Annotated in this window: 10 protein-coding genes; all 10 read left to right on the top strand. The window is 45.0% G+C overall.

Going from position 1 to position 18,830, the window contains the following annotated elements:
- Positions 1 to 273 precede the first annotated feature (273 nt).
- The 10 genes from QFZ48_RS05760 to QFZ48_RS05715 all read left to right on the top strand — a co-directional run bounded on the left by QFZ48_RS05760 (position 274) and on the right by QFZ48_RS05715 (position 18,826).
- Positions 274 to 3,402, top strand: a complete 3,129-nt coding sequence (locus tag QFZ48_RS05760; protein WP_429061532.1) for a SusC/RagA family TonB-linked outer membrane protein — start codon at positions 274 to 276, stop codon at positions 3,400 to 3,402.
- 27 nt (positions 3,403 to 3,429) lie between these two features.
- Positions 3,430 to 5,007 (top strand): RagB/SusD family nutrient uptake outer membrane protein, encoded by a 1,578-nt coding sequence (locus QFZ48_RS05755; protein ID WP_429061530.1) that lies wholly within the window; start codon positions 3,430 to 3,432, stop codon positions 5,005 to 5,007.
- Positions 5,008 to 5,029: 22 nt separating this feature from the next.
- Complete coding sequence (locus QFZ48_RS05750) at positions 5,030 to 6,247, top strand: glycan-binding surface protein (protein WP_429045051.1); 1,218 nt, start codon at positions 5,030 to 5,032, stop codon at positions 6,245 to 6,247.
- A 31-nt stretch (positions 6,248 to 6,278) separates the two neighbouring features.
- Positions 6,279 to 7,727 (top strand): cellulase family glycosylhydrolase, encoded by a 1,449-nt coding sequence (locus QFZ48_RS05745; RefSeq protein WP_429061528.1) that lies wholly within the window; start codon positions 6,279 to 6,281, stop codon positions 7,725 to 7,727.
- A gap of 24 nt (positions 7,728 to 7,751) precedes the next feature.
- Positions 7,752 to 9,680 (top strand): glycoside hydrolase family 97 catalytic domain-containing protein, encoded by a 1,929-nt coding sequence (locus QFZ48_RS05740; protein WP_429061526.1) that lies wholly within the window; start codon positions 7,752 to 7,754, stop codon positions 9,678 to 9,680.
- A gap of 53 nt (positions 9,681 to 9,733) precedes the next feature.
- Entirely contained in the window at positions 9,734 to 11,821 is a 2,088-nt protein-coding gene (locus tag QFZ48_RS05735) for a beta-galactosidase (protein WP_429061524.1), read from the top strand.
- A 22-nt stretch (positions 11,822 to 11,843) separates the two neighbouring features.
- On the top strand, positions 11,844 to 12,746 hold the full coding sequence (locus QFZ48_RS05730) for an alpha/beta hydrolase (protein WP_429061522.1): 903 nt from the start codon (positions 11,844 to 11,846) through the stop codon (positions 12,744 to 12,746).
- 24 nt (positions 12,747 to 12,770) lie between these two features.
- Positions 12,771 to 14,363, top strand: a complete 1,593-nt coding sequence (locus QFZ48_RS05725; protein WP_429061520.1) for a GH39 family glycosyl hydrolase — start codon at positions 12,771 to 12,773, stop codon at positions 14,361 to 14,363.
- 31 nt (positions 14,364 to 14,394) lie between these two features.
- A complete protein-coding gene (locus tag QFZ48_RS05720; RefSeq protein WP_429045061.1) occupies positions 14,395 to 16,713 on the top strand; it encodes an RICIN domain-containing protein in 2,319 nt (772 codons plus the stop codon).
- Positions 16,714 to 16,858: 145 nt separating this feature from the next.
- Entirely contained in the window at positions 16,859 to 18,826 is a 1,968-nt protein-coding gene (locus QFZ48_RS05715) for a discoidin domain-containing protein (RefSeq protein WP_429045063.1), read from the top strand.
- Positions 18,827 to 18,830: the final 4 nt, after the last annotated feature.

The raw sequence follows: 18,830 nt of genomic DNA, 5'->3' as shown, positions 1-18,830 counted from the left end.
CGTTGCAGATCCTGACCACCTGTCTACCTTTTCAATCCCTTTACTTAGTCCTTCACCTCAGGCTTTTCAACTTGAGGTCGTCACCCAGTACAGTAGAAAGTGACTATTGGAAACAACGAAAGCTGCTGAAAAAGAACTGGCACTTATCGATTGCATGGCTCCTGTCACGAATGTTCCGGCCTTATGAAACATCATCCTCGCTGAAAACAACTGCGAGGATCATCATCTACCCACGTTAAAATTAGAAAAATGAATTCAACCAAAATGATTCGCTTGCGAATACTACCGCTATTGGGTATTCTTTTGGGATTCCTTTCCACCCTAAACCTCTCTGCGCAAACAATAAAAATAAGTGGTAGAATCATCAGTAAAAGTAATTCCCCCATTCCAGGCGCCACTGTTACCTTAAAAAACACCAGCCACTTCACTATTACTGATGGAGCGGGAAAGTTTACGATCGATGCTTCCCCGGGGAGTACATTGGTAATTTCAATGATAGGTTACCAGAAAAAAGAAGTGGTGGCTAAAACTGCTTCCCTTGAAGTAGAAATGGCTGAGAATATTTCACAACTGGAGGATGTGGTGGTAATCGGGTACGGCAAAGTAAAACGGCCGGATGTTACCGGTGCCATATCTTCTGTTTCCGGTGACGAGATCCGTAAAACACAACCGGTAACCTTTGACCAGGCTTTGCAGGGTAAGGTGCCGGGGTTAGTGGTTCAGCAAATATCAGGTCAACCAGGTGGAGCTGTATCGATACAGATCCGTGGCTTGTCTTCTTTTGGAGGAGGTTCGCCTATGTATGTAATAGATGGGATCATTATTGGCAGCACCGCCACATTGGGCGCAGGTGTGAATCCATTGGCAGGTATCAATCCTTCTGAAATTGAAACCATTGATGTATTGAAAGACGCATCTGCAACAGCGATTTATGGTTCACAGGCAACAAATGGCGTAATAGTAATCACCACCAAAAGGGGGCAGGTCGCTCCGCCAAGCATTTCTTATGAAATGTATACAGGCTACCAGCAAATACCTAAAAGGTTACCTGTAATGAATTTAAGAGAATATGCAACCTTTATAAATGAGAGGAATACAGGGTTAGGATGGGGATTTGACACCCGGCCTGAATTTGTAAATCCAAAATACCTGGGCGAAGGGACCAACTGGCAGAAAGAGCTTTTCAGAAATGCCCCGATGTCTAATCATACCTTATCCATTAGCGGGGGAGATACAAGAACACAATACCTGCTGTCGGGTTCCTATTTTAACCAGGAGGGTATCGCGCTTGGATCCAATTTCCGGAGGATTTCATTAAGGTTGAATCTCGATAATAAAACAACCAATTGGTTAAAGATCGGTACCAGCCTCCAACTGGTGAATATCAAGGAGAATGTAAATTCAACCAGCTCCAATGTAATTAATACCGCACTAAGCCAGACGCCGGATATCGCCGTAAAGAATGAGGATGGCAGCTGGGGCGGAGCCTATAACCCGAATGGATGGGTGAACAGTACCGTGAACCCGTATGCGATCGCCCTCATTAATAAAGACGAGGCAAAAAGAAACCAGCTTTATGGTAATTTATATGCAGAAATTGCTTTTACCAAAGATCTCACCCTCCGGAATGAAGCAACAGGAAGTTTTTCCATGGCAACGGAAGACCGGTTTAATCCTACCTATACATTTGGTCTTGTAAAAAATAATACCAACAGCGGGTCTTATAATTTTTCGCAAAATTTGTTTACCACCATCAGGAACTTCCTTACCTACTCACATCTGTTTAAAGATAAATACAATGTAAATGTGTTACTGGGTCATGAAGCGCAACTCGGTACAAATGAAGGTTCTTCTGCAGCAAGAACAAATTTCCCTTCAAATAATGTGCAGGTAATCAGCAGCGGTGATCCAACCACCGCCACCAATAGCGGCTCCAAAGGGCAAAGCGCCCAGGAATCGTACTTTGGCCGTATCAATTTTGGCATCAACGATAAGTACCTGTTTACTGCCAATCTCCGGGCAGACGGCTCTTCAAAGTTTGCCCCTGAAAACCGCTGGGTGAATACCTACTCAGGAGCATTTGCCTGGAAATTGAATAAGGAAAATTTTCTGCAGTCTGTTAAAGATATTAATGAATTGAAACTGCGCCTGGGGTATGGGTTAACAAATAACCAGAACATCCGGGATTATGCCTATACCTCCACACTGGCTACGGTGGCTACCGGGCTAACGGGCATCGCCCAGCTTACCCAGAATGTGGGAAATCCTTATGTACAATGGGAAAAAACAAAATATGCCAACATCGGGCTGGAAGGAACACTTTTTAACTGGAGATTGAATTTCTCCGTTGATTTTTATAACCGCAAAACCGATGGTCTTGTTTTGCAGATCCCTTTACCGCTGTATTCCGGAACGGCGATTGGTTACTCGCCAGGCGCAATGGAAGCTCCGTATGTCAATGTAGGTACTGTTAATAACAAGGGCTTTGATTTCAGGATCAGTTCAACCAGTATTAAAACCAAAAATTTTACCTGGAAAACAGATGTGACAGTTTCCCGCAATATCAATGAAGTGCTTAAACTCAATACGGATGGCGCTTCACTGAACAGGCAGTACAGCAAAACTGCAGTGGGCAGATCTATCGGCGAGTTTTACGGCTATGTTATTGACGGAGGTGTGTTTGCTACGAGAAAAGACTTTGAAACGCACGCATTGCCCACTAAAAATGGTGTGCCACTGTCGGTAGGAGCTGCCGGTGGAAGCATCTGGTACGGTGATCTGAAATTCAAGGATTTTAATGGTGACGGCGTTATAAATGAATCTGATCAAACCTACCTCGGTTCCCCCATACCTAAATACCAGATTGGTTTCAACAATACCTTCTCCTATAAGAATGTGGATTTGAATATATTTTTTGCGGCCAACGTTGGCAATAAAGTATTTAACCAGCTTCGCGTAAATGGAGAATTTCCGGGTACCAGCTTTGGTTATTTCAAGGCGTTAAACGACTATGCGAAATTAACCCTGATTGACCCGAAAGGCAGCGCCACTGATATTAATAATATACAGGTAACTAACCCTGAAACAAGAATTGTCGGAATCAGGAATGATAATACCAATGATAATAACAGGAATTCTGACAAGTTTGTAGAAGATGGGAGTTTTTTGAGATGTAAGAATATTTCTTTGGGATATACCTTCCCCGAAAAGCTGATCAGTAAAGCCAGCATCAAATACCTGAGAGTTTATTTCAATGTTTCAAACGCCTTTATGATTACAAACTATAAGGGAATGGACCCGGAGATCGGATCGTGGGACCCGCTGAGCGCTGGTGTTGATGGCGGCTTTTATCCGCAGCCCCGCGTGTTTACCATTGGTGCGAACATTAAACTGACTAAATAAAATATTCATCTGTTAATATAAATAGTTATGAGATCAATATTGGATAAAATAATTGTCTTCCTGATAGCTACGATAGCTATAACAGGATGCTCCAAAAGTTTTTTGGATCGTCCGCCCCTGTCGCAGATAAGTGCGGATAATTTTTATCAATCGGCTGGTGATCTCAGGTTGGCAACAGCTGCATTATATGCTGGTACGCCCTGGGCTGACTGGAACTACAATTGTTATTTGCCTGTAGGCGATGTGCTGAGTGGAAATATGGCGGTTGGTTACTGGGGAGATGCCGTGCAGTTGAATACTTTCACAGTTACCGGATTAAACGGCATCATGATTTCCAACTGGAAAGGGATGTATAATATCATTGCGCACTGTAATGTTACGATTAATGCCATCACACAAAAGGCGCCGGCTTCCATTCCTGACAAGGACAAAAATGCGGCTATTGCTGAAGCCCGTTTTATACGTGGATTTGCCTATTATAACCTGGCGATATTATGGGGCGCGGTACCCGTTATTGAAGATAACAGCGAACTGATTGTATCTCCGTTGATCAACCGTGTAAAAACGGAAGACGTATATAAATTCGCGATCAATGACCTCACCTTTGCAGCCAGCCATCTCCCCGCTGCTGATGCTGCCGGAAGGGTAACTACCTGGTCGGCACAAGGGATGTTAAGCAAGGTTTATCTGACAGTAGCCGGGTTAAATCAGCAGGGAGGCACGAGGAACCAGGCTTACCTGGACAGTGCAAAGAAATACGCCGGAAATGTGTGTAAGAAGAGCGGCCTCGCGCTGGTAAAAAATTACGCCGACCTGTTCAAAACCCAGTTTAACGACAATCCGGAGTCATTGTTTGCATTGCAGTGGGCGCCGGGAGGAGGTTGGCTGGAAGGAAATATGTTGCAGGTCTATTCTCCGGGAGGTGTGGAAATATCTGCCAATGGCTCAGCAGGCTGGTTTGCTATTAGTCCGACCATTGATATGTACCAGCTTTATCAAACAAAGGATTCCATAAGGCGTAAAGCCACTTTTATGATTAACGGCGACTATTACCCCGAGTTGAATGCAGCAGGCGGAGGATTTAAATATACAGGTAGCTCCGGGTTGAAAAAGCACATTATCGGAACCAACAAGGATAACAGTGCGCCAACTATGACCCTGACTTCCTCTACAGAGCATAATGCTTTATTAAGACTGGCGGATGTTTATCTCATTTATGCTGAATCAATACTTGGTAACAGTGCTTCGAGTGCCGACGGCGATGCGCTGCTCTACTTTAACCAGGTTCGTACAAGGGCTGGGATGGCTCCTGCTCCCAGAATAGATATGGACTCCGTCATTAATGAGAGAAGAATTGAACTGGCGGGAGAAGGGCAATATTGGACCGACCTGGTTAGACTATCTTATTATAACCCGGTCAAGGCCATCAGCAAATTAAATGGAGAAAGGCGGGCACCATTTACCATTTCAAATGGTGTTATAACACCCGGAGATCCATATGGTATTATTACGCCTGCCACCATTCAAAGTTTCACATTCCCAATACCTTCTTCTGAGGTAACCGCCAACCCGAAATTGCTGGAACCTCCGGTGTCATATTATTAAGAACCACTAAAAACATTATACCGTGAATAAAATAATATTCAACCAGCGCTATTGGAGGTTACCGTTTTTTGCACTTGCTGCTGTTTTTGCACTAATGCAATCTGCTTGCAAGAAAGATGTAACTGAAGCAGCTCCTGTTATCACCAGCGTTAGAAATTATGCAGCTTCTCCTGCTGATACGCTTGTCAATTCCCTCACTACCGGGCAATGGGTGGTGCTGGTGGGGCATAATCTGCAGGATGCTGTGCAGATCTCTTTCAACGGCGTACCCGCTAATATCAATAGCATCATGTTTTCAGATACCAGTGCTGCCGTGCTGGTACCAGCTGTGATACCATTCCCATCGGTGCCGGCAGAAAGTTTGAATACGATCCGCTATGTGACCCGGCACGGGTCCACCACTTTTACATTCGGCATTGTGGCGCCACCACCTTCTATTACCAGCATTTCCAACGAAAATGCCAACACAGGTGATTCCGTTTATATCTATGGGCTAAATTTGTTTTTTATAAATGAACTGACTTTTGCCGGTACACCAATTACCGATTATAGTACAGCCGACGATGGTACGGCCATCGGGTTTGTACTGCCAACGCTTTCGCAAGGCGGGCCGGTAGTGATCAACACAAAATCTGGTAACGCTTCCACCACCTTTAATGTAAACGATCCCACAACCGGCGCGCTCTGTAATTTTGATAATGTAAATACTTTCAGTTGGGGTACCGGTACAGATAACAGCAGTGTTAATTTTCCCGGCAACAGGGGCAGTTATGCAGTGTTAAATAATGATGTTCTGCCTGCCGGCGAGGGTAGCTGGTGGAACTGGCAACGGAGTATAAATACCAACGACGTACAGTGGATCCCTGTTGACAGTTTAAGCGTTCCTATTGATCAATATGCCGTTAAGTTTGAGATCAATGTCCCCGCCGCATGGTCAGGCACCTCTATTTATGTACTAAGAGGTAACTCATTTGACTATATGGCCCGCTATGAGCCGTGGCAGGGCGCTGATGGCACTGTTATCCCCTTTAAGACAAAGGGTTGGCATACAGTCACCATTCCGTTATCCACATTCAGGACTAATGAAGGCAAAGGTAGCGCAGCTGCCGATCTGACCACTTTGCTGGGCAGCTCGGCCAAGGGATCTGTAAATATTCATACCAAAAACTTTTCTGCTTCTCCTTCTGCTTCCGGTTTACAAGCGGCTGTAGATAATATCAGGGTAGTAAAAATAAAATAGTACCAATAAATTTTAACCAAATATCATGATTATGAAAACCAGAAATTTGTATGGACTTATCGGACTAATGGTTTCCGCGGTAATGTTTACATACTGTAGTAAAAAGAGCACGGTTACGCCGGAATTGTCGGTTTCTTTATCTGAAGTTATTTTTCAGCCAGATGGTGGCACTTCCAATGTAACCATTGCCAGTAATGTAAATTGGAATATTAATAATCCCGCTTCTTCCTGGCTGCAGGTAAGTCAGTCGACCGGTAATAGCAAGGCTGCCATCCGGTTGACTACTGTACCCAATACCACCGGTGCGCCCCGGTCGGTGGTGCTGGAGGTGAATGCCGGAAGTAGCCAGGTGCGCAGGGTTAAAGTAACGCAGGCCAGCGGTATTTATCCGGGTTACAATGTCTCGCCTGCGCCGGCTAATTCAACAGGCATGGTAAGTAACGCTGTGCAATTGGCCGCTAAATTTAAACTGGGCTGGAACATTGGCAATACCCTGGAAGCTATTGGCGGGGAAACCGCCTGGGGAAATCCTCTGATCAGCGAAAGCTATGTACAGGCTGTAAAACAGCAGGGATTTACTGCCATCCGCCTGCCAGTTTCATGGAACCAGTATTCAGACAAAACTACTGCCAAGATCCAGGATGCCTGGCTGAACCGCGTAAAAGAGGTGGTTCAATATTGTGTTAACAACGATATGTATGTTTTACTCAACATCCACTGGGATGGTGGCTGGCTGGATGCCAATATTAACAGTGCAAAAAAGGATTCTGTCAATGCCAAACAAAAAGCATTCTGGGAGCAAATTGCGACCACCATGCGTGATTTTGATGAGCACGTGATGTTTGCCAGCGCTAATGAGCCTCCTGCTGAAACTGCGGAGCAGATGGACATACTCACCAGCTATCATCAAACCTTCATCAATGCCGTTCGATCCACCGGTGGACGCAACAGCTACAGGGTGTTGGTGGTACAGGGGCCGTCAACGGATATTGATAAAACCAATACCCTGATGAACACACTTCCCACAGACGCCGTGAAAGATCGCATGATGGTGGAAATACATTATTATACACCGTTCCAGTTCTGTTTATTGGAAGGCGATGCATCCTGGGGTAAAATGTTTTACTACTGGGGGGCAGGACATCATTCTACCATTGAACCTGACCGGAATTCCACCTGGGGAGAGGAAGGTGACGTAAACACCGCCTTTGGCAAGATGAAAACCAAGTTCGTCGACAAACAAATCCCTGTTATAATGGGCGAGTATGGCGCTTACAGACGCGGCGGGAGTAATAACGTTCCCAAAGATCTGGCTACCCACAACGATGCCGTGGATTATTGGTTGACTTATGTAACCAAACAGGCAATAGCCAATGGTATTAAACCTTTTTTCTGGGATACAGGGGGTGCTTTAGACAGACGTAATAACACAGTACTGGATAAACGCACTATTGATGCCCTTGTTGCTGGCGGTAAATAAAATTTAAACGAAGAAATGTTGAATATGAAATTTGCGGTTGTTTCCGTTGTCCTTTTTTCTCTTAGCTCTCTGTCGTTATTTGCACAAAGGACAACGGTGCAATCGCCGGATAGGAAAATCAGTGTTGAACTGTTTTCAGTACAAAATAGTGATATTGGGAGCTGGTACATCAAAGCGTCTTACCATAACAACGGGAAGGTTTCGGAAGTTGTTCCGCATATTGATTTAGGGCTGTCGCGCAGTGATCAGGATTTTTCAAAAGAACTGAAATTCCTCAAAGCAGGTAAACCCATTTTGATCCGGGAGCAATACAATGCGTTGCATGGTAAGAAATCCGTTTGTACCAATGCTGCCAATGAAGTGATGGTTTCTTTTGAGAATCCTTCCAAAGCAAAATTGAATATTGTTATCAGGGTGTATAACGATGGCATTGCTTTCCGTTATGAATTTCCGGAGAAGCAGGGTACGTTTGTTGTAAAGGATGAACTGACTGCTTACACCATTCCAAAGGAAACAACCCGCTGGATGGAAAAATGGAATACTGCCAATGAATGGTTGTACACTTCCATGAGCGATAACAAAGTGCAGCAACAGGAATGGTGTTACCCGGCACTTTTTAAGTTAAAGGATAATTCCTGCTGGTTCCTGCTGCATGAAGCAGATGTAAACAGTACTTATTGCGGCACTAAACTCAGCAATGCCGCTGATGAAGCAACATACAAACTTACTTTCCCGGATCCGCGGGATGGACAGGGACTGGGAGCATCGCAGCCTACGATCACGTTGCCGTGGAAATCGCCCTGGCGGGTGATGATTACAGGTACCCTTGCTGATATAGTAGCCTCTACTTTGGTAGATGATGTGTCTGCCTCGTCTGTTGTAAAAAATACCGGCTGGATTAAACCGGGAATCGCCTCCTGGAACTATTGGTCAAGTAACCATGGCACAAAGGACTATAAAATTGTTTGTGCATTTGCCGACCTGGCAGCCGAGATGAACTGGCCTTATACGTTGCTCGATTGGGAATGGGATGCGATGAGCAATGGCGGACGCCTGGAAGATGCCCTTCAATACATTCATTCAAAAGGAGTGAAGCCATTGATGTGGTACAATTCAGGTGGCCCTCATACCGGCGTTACCTCAACTCCCCGCGACAAATTGTTGACGCATGAAAGCCGGGTGGAAGAATTTACGAAGTTGAGGAAATTGGGCGTTGCAGGCATCAAAGTCGACTTCTTTGAAAGCGAGAAGCAGGACATGATCAAATATTATCTCGACATCCTGGAAGATGCGGCTCAATTTCAAATGATGGTATATTTTCACGGTTGCCTGGTGCCACGGGGCTGGACAAGAACCTATCCGAACCTGATGACATACGAGGCAGTACGCGGCGCTGAATGGTACAACAATGTCCCGGATTTTACACCCGCTGCGCCAGAACATAATACCACGCTGCCTTTTACCCGCAACGTGGTGGGTCCAATGGATTACACACCAGTTACCTTCACCAATTCCCAATACCCGCATATTACCTCCTATGGACATGAACTGGCACTCAGTATTGTGTTTGAATCAGGGATTCAGCACCTGGCCGATCGTCCGGAAGGCTATCATGAATTACCGGATGCCGCCAGAACATTTTTAAAGGAAGTTCCGAATGCCTGGGACGATATTCGGTTGCTTAGTGGCTATCCTGGTAAAGATATTATACTTGCCCGCCGCAAAAACGATGCATGGTATATCGGTGGCATGAATGGCGAGGAGTGGGAGAAGAAGGAAACGATCAGCTTCGCTTTCCTGCCGGAAGGAATTAAATACAAGCTGACACTCATTACGGATGGAATACACGATAAAGCGCTGACAACACAGTATTTGGTGGTGGACAGATCCAGTACCGTTGAGGTTAAGATGCTTCGCCGCGGCGGTTTTGCGGCGGTGTTGAAACCAATATGATATTTCAAAATCGGTGAACACCTTGGTAGTAAATAAGTAAAATAGATCAACAGATGAATAAACGCTCGCTACTTGTTATTATAACAATCTTAATTTCGGGATTGAATGCCACCTCGCAGGAGGTGAACCACTTCTTTCCTGAAAAAAATCTTATCACCACCGGCATTTATTATTATCCCGAGCATTGGAATGAAAACCAATGGGAGCGGGATATAAAGAAGATTGCCGGCATGGGCTATGAATTTGTGCACCTGGCGGAATTTGCCTGGTTTAAAATGGAACCCGAACAGGGTAAATTTGAGTTTTCGTGGCTCGACAAGGTGATTGGTCTCTGTACCAAATACAACCTGAAAGTGCTGATGTGTACCCCTTCCGCAACTACACCTGCCTGGATGAGGGCAAATTACCCGGAAACTTTTGTGATGGATGGCCATTACATCCGTGGGGAGCAGGGCACACGTGGATTAGGATCAATCGTTAACCCCGCTTACAGGAAGTTTGTAGCCACCATTGTAACAGAAATGGCTAAACGGTATGGAACAAATAAAAACGTGATTGGCTGGCAGCTTGATAATGAGCCTGATGCCAAACCCGATTACAGCCCGTCTTCGCAGGAAGCATTCAGGCAATGGCTGCAACAAAAATACAAAACAATTGAAGCACTGAACAGCGCCTGGGGAACCGCCTTCTGGAGCCAGTGGTACAATAATTTTGACCAGGTGATCATTCCAAATACCAACCTCGTTGGTTGGTGGGGAAATAATCCTCATGCGTTGCTTGACTTTAAACGTTACTGCGCAGATGCCCAGGGTGAATTTCTCGATTTTCAGGCGGGCATACTGCGGAACCACATCTCAAAAGATCAATATATCACTACTAATTATACAGCCGTTTCTACAGGAGCAGATCCCAGGCGTACAGGTAAACTTGATTTTGCTACTTATACCGCCTATCCGAATGGTGGTACCAATAATATAGGGGACCAGGGCTTCCGCTTGGGAAATAGTAAAGTAATTCTTTTTGCTGCTGAATATTATAAATCAGTTGGCGGTGTATCCGGTGTGATGGAAATTCAACCCGGCCCTGTAAACTGGGGAAGCTACAACCCGCTGCTTTTGCCGGGTACCGTACGTATGTGGCTCTATCACACCTTCGCAGCAGGCGGAAAGCTGGCCTGCTCCTACCGCTTCCGCCAGATTAATTATAGCGCGGAACAGTATCATGCCGGCGTAATAAAAACAGATGGCGTAACCCCTTCGCAGGGCGGCGAGGAGTACATGCAATTCATGAAGGAAATAAAAGAGTTGAGAAAACAATATAAACCCAATACTGCAATACCTCAGAAACTGGCGACCCGTTCAACGGCAATCCTTTGGAACCTGGAAAATTACTGGACGATTGACCGGCAAAAACAAACCTGGCAATGGGATACCTGGAATTACCCGGTTAAATTCCTGGAGATAGCAAAATCATTCGGCGCACCGGTAGACGTAATTCCGGAAACCACTGATTTGTCGAAATACAAATTTGTGATTGTTCCTGCCTACGAAATGGTGGATAGTGCGTTGGTACATAAATGGAGGGAATATACAGCCAACGGCGGCCATTTGATCATTACCTGCCGCACGGCCACCAAAGATCGCATGGGCCATTTCTGGGAAGGTGAATGGGCCGCTCCCATATCGGGGCTGATTGGAGCGCAGGTAAAAGCGACTGATATGCTTTCCGGAAGCGCCAAAGGTGATATCCTTATGGGGTCAACCCACTACAGTTGGAATAACTGGGCCGACTTACTCGTCCCTGATAAAAATGCAGCAACTCTTGCGGCATTCGATAACCAGTTTTATAAAGGAAAAGCGGCAGTAGTGAAGCATAAAATCGGTAAAGGCACTGTTACCTATATCGGCGTGGATACCGATGATGCTAAACTGGAGACAAACATATTGCAGGAGATCTATACCAGCGCGGGCGCTACCACCGAGAGTTACCCTCCCGGTGTATTTGTTTATTGGCGGGATGGTTTTTATGTGGCCGTCAATTATTCTTCGGATAATTATGAAATGAAAATACCGGCCGGAGCCAAAATATTGATCGGGGATAAAGTATTGGAACCAGCAGGCGTATTGGTTTGGAACGAATAAAGTAACGTTATAAAAGTATGAAATGAGTAACAGGTATTTATTTGTTTTGATGGTATTTATTGTTGCCAGTCATATCAGCCTGGCACAAACAGGCAAGGTTTCTTTTAACGCGGACACTATCACCTCGTTTCCTGATCCATCAGCCGGATTTAATGTGCAGCGTAATAATGTACCTCACGGAAAATTAACCGTTGTTCAATACGACTCAAAAACGCTTGGAAAGCGCCGGGAAATGAGTGTATATACGCCTCCGGGATATTCGGCTGACAAGAAATATCCTGTGCTGTATCTGTTGCATGGCTTGGGATCAGACTATCGTCAATGGACTGAATGGTGCCAGGCAGATAACATTGTAGATAACCTGATTGCAGATAGTAAAATTCAGCCGGTAATTTTGGTTTTCCCCAATTGCGATTCTAAGCTGACAGTGACGGATACGGCAACAGCAAGCCGTTCCGGGAGAGCCGATGGTTTTGAAGGTTACAGAAAATCATTTGAAGAAGATTTATTGAAAGATATAATTCCTTACATCGATTCACATTATTACACTATCAGTGACCGTGAACATCGTGCTATAGCGGGTTTGTCAATGGGTGGAGGACAGTCGTTAAATATAGGTTTGTATCATCTGGAAATTTTCGCCTATATAGGTGGATTTTCTTCGGCGCCCAATACGAATATGTTCGGTGGTATGTATACAGATGTCAAATTTGTGCCGGATATTAAAGCTGCCCAGGAAAAGTTGAAACTGCTATGGGTGGCATGCGGTAATAAAGACGGCCTTTGGCAGATTAGTGAAAGGGTCCATCAGTATCTTGACGAAATAGCTGTCCCACACGTTTGGAGTGCAGATACTAATGGGCATGACAACATTGAGTGGGATCGTAACCTGTATCTATTTTCCCGGCATATTTTTAAACGGTAGTAAGAAAGGTAAATATATTGGAAGATGAAAAGAATTTTATTGCTATTAATGCTCCTACTTTTATCCATTGCAGGAACACTGGTTGCCCAAACGGCAAAACAAAAGAAGCCAGCCATCGGGGAACGGGTCATTAACACCGACTTCAATAAAACAGCGGGAAAACTCAATACCATGTTTAATGAGTGTGTGGGTGCAGGCCGCGCTAACGAAGGGCTCCGGGCCGACTGGCAACAACAGCTCGCATATGTAAGAAAGGAATGCGGCTTCAGATATATTCGCATGCACGGCCTATTAACAGATGATATGGCTGTATACACAGAAGATAACAAGGGCAACCCGGTTTACAACTATAGTTATATCGATGTTTTATTCGATTTTTTACATAGTATCGGAATGAAGCCTTTTGTTGAATTGGGCTTTATGCCTGCTGCATTGGCCAGTGGTTCCAAAACAATCTTCTGGTGGAGGGGTAACGTAACACCTCCAAAGGATTATGAAAAATGGGCAGCATTGGTACGGGACCTTACCGGGCATTTCACAGAACGTTACGGCGCCGAGGAAGTGAAAACCTGGTATTTCGAAGTCTGGAACGAGCCTAACCTGGATGGTTTTTGGGCAGGGACGCAGGATGACTATTTCAAATTATACACTTACAGTGCCAAAGCAATTAAAAGTGTTAACTCATCCTACCGCGTTGGAGGACCAGGTACAGCGGGAGCTGCATGGGAACCCGAAATGATTGCATACTGCCATAAGAATAATGTGCCCATTGATTTTGTAAGCACGCATGCCTATGGCGTAAAGCAGGGATACCTCGATGAATTTGGTAACTCAGGTACCGTACTTGATAAAAATCCCATGAGCGTTAGTGGAGAAGTACTTCAATCGCGGAAGGAAATTGCCGGTTCATCTATGCCTCATCTGGAACTTCATTACACCGAGTGGAGCGCTTCTTATACCCCCGCCGATCCTATCCATGACAGCTACCACGAAGCAGCCTATGTATTGCAAAAAATAAAACAGGTAGGCAACGCTGCCAACTCTATGTCGTATTGGGTTTTTACTGATATTTTTGAAGAGCCCGGACCCCGCTTTACACCGTTTCACGGTGGCTTCGGCATGCTGAACACACAAGGCATTAATAAACCGGTGTTCTATGCCTACCAGTTTTTGAACAGGCTTGAAAATACTGAATTGGTAAATAATGATTCCACCTCATGGGTATGCAGGGATCAGGCAGGAAATATGCAGGCGTTGGTTTGGGATTTTACCAATACCCATCCTGGCGACTCCGTACACAACCAGCAATATTATGTCCGTGATCTCCCTTCAAAATCTAAAGGAAAATTGAAGGTCAGTATTGCAAACGTGCCTGATGGTGCTTATGCCCTTGAAGTGTATAAAGTAGGTTACCACAGCAACGATGCCTATTCTGCTTATCTCTCCATAGGGAAGCCGGCACAACTTACAAAGCAACAAGTTGAGCAAATTAAAAGACAAAATGATGGTTCGCCCGTTACCAGGGAAATCGTTACTGTGAAAGCCGGGACTCCTTTTGTGAAAGAGTTGCAGATTCGTGAGAACGATGTTTTCTTCCTGGATATTATCAAACTGTAATGATTGCAAACAATTAATAAAAACAAAATCAATGATCAAGAAAACCCTTTTGTTTTTGTTGTGCCACATCATCCTTTATACAGCCGTTGCACAGAACGTTACTATTTCGGTTAATTCTGCTCAAAACAAACGATTGATTTCTCCATACATATATGGCCGGAACCAAACCTTTGACAAACCAGCGCAATTTTACAAGGATGCCGGTTTACAATTCTCCCGTATGAATGGAGGTAATAATGCAACAGGTTATAACTGGCGAAAGAAAATTACGGTCCATCCCGACTGGTATAATAATGTTTATGGCACCGATTGGGATGCATATGCACAAAACATTGCGGCCAATTATCCCGGCATGCAGGGGATGTTTGCCTTTCAATTAATGGGCAGGGTTGCATCAAATACCAATAACAACTTCGATGATTGGTCTTTCAACCAAGCCCAGTACTGGGCCGGGGTTGGCCAGAATTTAGCAGGTGGTGGCGTACCCAATACGCAGAATCCTTCGGGGAAGGCGTTAGTGGAAGGGAATATTGATTTGTTTACACAGCCATGGCCTGCCGACTCTGCTGCGGGTATTCTTAATCATTGGTTTGGAGCCGGTGGTTTAGGCCTGAACAAAAACCAGTTTTTATACTGGAATATGGACAATGAAGTAGATATATGGAGTGGCACACATGACTATGCTATGCCAACACAAGTGTCGGCCGCTGTTTTTATGGATCACTACATAGAATTAGCAAAGAAAGCGAAAGCTTTATATCCAGGCATCAAACTTTGCGGACCTGTTGCTACCTCTGAATGGCAATGGTATAAATGGTCAGATGAAAGCCTGTACATAAACGGCAGGTATTATTCCTGGATTGAGTATTTTATAAAACGCCTTGGGGATGAGTATAAGGCAACCGGTATCAAACTGGTAGATGTGGTAGATATTCACAACTACCCCTGGTATAATAATGACGATGCTGCCGCACTGCAGGGACACCGGATTTATTATGATACTACGTATGATTATCCGGGTTCAAATGGTATCAGAACAAGCACCGGCGGATGGGATGCCTCACTTACAAAACAATATATTTTCAAGCGTATCGACGGTTGGTTAACTGAACATTTTGGGGCCAACCATGGCATAACATGTGGTATAAGTGAATGGGGCACCATGTCGAGCAGCAACCCAAGCCTTGAATCTGTTATATATGCGTCGCATCTTGGTACATTTGCGAACAATGGTGTTGAATTCTTTTCTCCGTGGAACTGGTCTGTCGGCATGTGGGAAACATTGCATCTCTTTAGCAGAAATGCGAAAAAATATAGTGTTTCAAGCACTTCTTCACTCGAAAATACGGTATCTGCTTACTCCTCGGTAAATGAAAATGCCGACTCTTTGACGGTAATGCTGGTAAACCGCGACAGGACTGCTTCCCGCACTGTTACCATTAACCTGAGTAATTTCACGGTTGCTAATGGAAATTACAAAACATTACAGTTATCATCTTTACCGGCTCAGGAAACTTTTATCTCGCACACACAAAATGCGCTGAATGAAAATACAGTGGCGGTAAATTCAAATTCACTTGCCATAACTGTGCCGGCTCTTTCTACTACGGCCATTCTGCTGGTTAAAACCACCGCTCCTGCAACTTACTTTACGCTGGCTAACCGTGCCACCGGATTACAGTTGGATGGCATGTACAGGTATTCCGATGGATCCAATGCGGGGCAATGGAGCAACAGCGGCAGTGATGCACAGCAATGGTCCGCGGAAACAACAGGTAGCTATGTGAAGCTAAAGAACCGCGCTTCGGGTCTGTATCTCGATGGCATGGGCAGCACCACCAATGGGGCTGTGGCGGGTCAATGGAGTAATGGCAGCAGTTATAACCAGCAATGGCAACAGATTACTTCAGGGAGTTATATCAAGCTGAAAAACCGTGCTACAGGGCTATACCTCGACGGTTTGGGCCAAACTGCCAATGGTTCAGATGCAGGTCAATGGTCGGAAAGCAGCAGTTATAACCAGTTCTGGACCATAGCACCGGTTGCACAGGCAAGAAAATCAGTAGCCATAGATACTTCGTCATCCGGGAAGATAACTGAGCCATCTGATACGGAGGTATCATTATATCCAAATCCATTTACATCAACATTCAGACTATCGGTGGATAAACCAGGTGAGGTAGACCGTATTCTCATATTTGACATCATGGGAAAGCAGGTGGAAATGATAGCGCGCAGGTCAGTATCAAATCTGAATACAATGGGAGCAGCCCTGAAACCAGGAACTTATATAGTGAGGGTGGAAGGAACAAAATGGTTAAAAACATTTAAGATTGTTAAAGTAAATTAGAAGGCAATAAATAATTAACTATATAATCATTAGTGCAATGAAGTGTTTGCTGTATGGACTCGTTCTTTCCCTGTGTTCAATTAGTATTAACTATGCTCAGACTAAAGCGCCCGCTCCGTTTGGTCCGGTGCCAACCGCAAATCAGATGCGATGGCAGGAAATGAAGTACTACGCTTTTGTTCATTTCTCCTTAAACACTTACACCGACCAATCATGGGGATTTGGCAATGAAGATGTTAAACTATTTAACCCGGAAAAGCTGGATTGCCGTCAGTGGGCCCGTATATGCAAGGAAGCCGGTATGAAAGGAATAATACTGACCGCAAAACATCACTGCGGATTTTGCCTGTGGCCGTCAAAATATACGGAGTACTCCGTAAAAAATGCGCCCTGGAAAAATGGTAAGGGTGATGTAGTCCGGGAAATGGCCGAAGCCTGTAAAGAATACGGCCTGAAGTTGGGAATATATTTGTCGCCGTGGGACAGAAATCACCCGGATTATGGAAAGCCTGAGTATATCAACTACTTCAGAAATCAGCTTACGGAGTTGCTTACCAACTACGGACCAATTTTTGAAGTGTGGTTCGACGGAGCTAACGGTGGTTCCGGATTTTATGGCGGCGCCAATGAAACCCGTACCATCGACCGTACCACATACTACGACTGGCAGAACACCTATAAGCTGATCCGCAAGCTGCAGCCTGATTGTGTAATATGGAACGATGGCGGCGATAGGGGTGATCTGCGCTGGGTAGGAACCGAAGGGGGTTGGGTGGGTGAAACGAACTGGAGTTTATTAAACGCTAAAGGTGAGGTTGAATGGAATATGTTGCATCATGGTTTAGAAAACGGGGATTCATGGGTACCTGCTGAAGTAAATACCTCTATAAGACCGGAATGGTTCTATCATCCACACGAAGACGGCCAGGTGAAAACAGTTCCCCGGTTATTGGAAACTTACTATCACTCCATAGGACGCAACGGTTCGCTGCTGCTTAACTTCCCGATAATGCCTAATGGCCTGATTCATCCAAACGACGAAAAAGCAGCACTTGGATTAGCGAAAGCCGTAAAGGAAGCATTTGCCGTAAATCTTGCTGTAAATAAGAAAGCAGAAGCATCAAATGCTCGTGGAAATGCAAAGGAGTTTGGTCCGGCTATGGCGATTGACGATGACAAGGATACCTACTGGGCAACTGACGATGAAGTAAACAACGCCTCACTGACAATAGATTTGGGTAAACCAACTACCTTCAACCGCTTCCTGGTACAGGAATATATCCCGTTAGGACAACGTGTGAAAGCATTCACAGTAGAAGCGCTTGTTGATGGAAACTGGAAAGAACTGGCAAGCGCAACAACTATCGGGTATAAGCGTATTCTCCGCTTCCCTGGCGTAAAAGCCACGAAAGTCCGCTTTACTGTTACCGGTTCGAAAAGCTGCCCTGTAATTTCCAATATCGGCATTTATAATGCTCCCCAGATTCTCGCTGCACCTTCTATTACCAGAAATCAGTCCGGGGAAATAACCATAACGCCGGCAGATGCAGAGTCGGTTGTTTATTACATATCCGGCGGCGGGCACCCTACTTCTAAATCAAAAAAGTACACAGGCCCTTTTCAATCAGACGGGAAATTGGAGATAAGTGCCATCGCCTGTGAACCAGCTACTGGTAAAAGTAGCCCTGTGTCACGGGAAAAATTTGATATTTCCCGGAAGAACTGGAAGATTACCGGGGTAAACGATGAAAAGGCAAATGCCATACTGGATGGTAACCCATCTACTGCCTGGCATCAAAGTAACGACAAGAAAATGCCTATTGACCTGGTAATCGATTTGGGGAGTGAGCAAAACCTTTCCGGGTTTAAATATCTGCCAGACCAGGGCAGCACCAACGGCGCAATTTCAAAGTATCAGTTTTTTGTTTCGCCTGACAATACAGCGTGGAAACAGGTAGATGAGGGAGAATTTCCGAATATCAAAAATAATCCCCTGTGGCAGGTCAGTAGTTTTACGCCCGTGAAAGCCCGTTACATAAAGCTTCGTGCCGTGCGTGAGGCGGGCGGTAACAATAATGCCGGATATGCCGAAGTAGATGTGATCACCAGGTAAAGAT

It is taken from the genome of Chitinophaga sp. W2I13, assembly GCF_050434005.1.
Classification (GTDB): domain Bacteria; phylum Bacteroidota; class Bacteroidia; order Chitinophagales; family Chitinophagaceae; genus Chitinophaga.
This window is presented reverse-complemented; position numbering and strand designations above follow the sequence as displayed.